The sequence below is a fragment of the Metabacillus lacus genome (assembly GCF_009674805.1).
GTDB lineage: Bacteria > Bacillota > Bacilli > Bacillales > Bacillaceae > Metabacillus_C > Metabacillus_C lacus.
Genome location: NZ_WKKI01000125.1, coordinates 1 through 478 on the forward strand (window position 1 = coordinate 1; position 478 = coordinate 478).

Consider the following 478-nt stretch of genomic DNA (forward strand, 5'->3'; position numbering starts at 1 on the left):
TTTTTCTCAAACTTTATACAGTCTGGTGGCGATAGCGAAGAGGTCACACCCGTTCCCATACCGAACACGGAAGTTAAGCTCTTCAGCGCCGATGGTAGTTAGGGGCTTCCCCTTGTGAGAGTAGGACGCTGCCAGGCGAATGAAAGAAAGGACAGTTGCAGAGCTGTTCTTTTTTTGTGTTTTAATACCGGAGGTATCATATATTGTATCTAAGTGCGAGTGGAATATATGAACACTTACGAACCCCCGGGTTTCGAGGAGCGAGAAGATCGAGGACATGAAGTGAAGGAGCCCTTGAAGTGTACGTTCACCGGGTACATGAAAGGGTGAGAGAACGAATGGACGAAGAGATTCGAAGCTCATCGGAAGCCGGATACCGAACACGGAAGTTAAGCTCTGCGGCGCCGATGGTAGTTAGGGGCTTCCCCTTGTGAGAGTAGGACGCTGCCAGGCGAATGAAAGAACAGTTGCAGAGCTG

The 478-nt window shown here is 49.8% G+C and carries 1 rRNA gene; it reads left to right on the forward strand.

Features of this window, described 5'->3' with window-relative positions:
• Window positions 1–21: 21 nt before the first annotated feature.
• Window positions 22–137 (forward strand): 5S ribosomal RNA (rrf, locus tag GJU40_RS20595).
• Window positions 138–478: the final 341 nt, after the last annotated feature.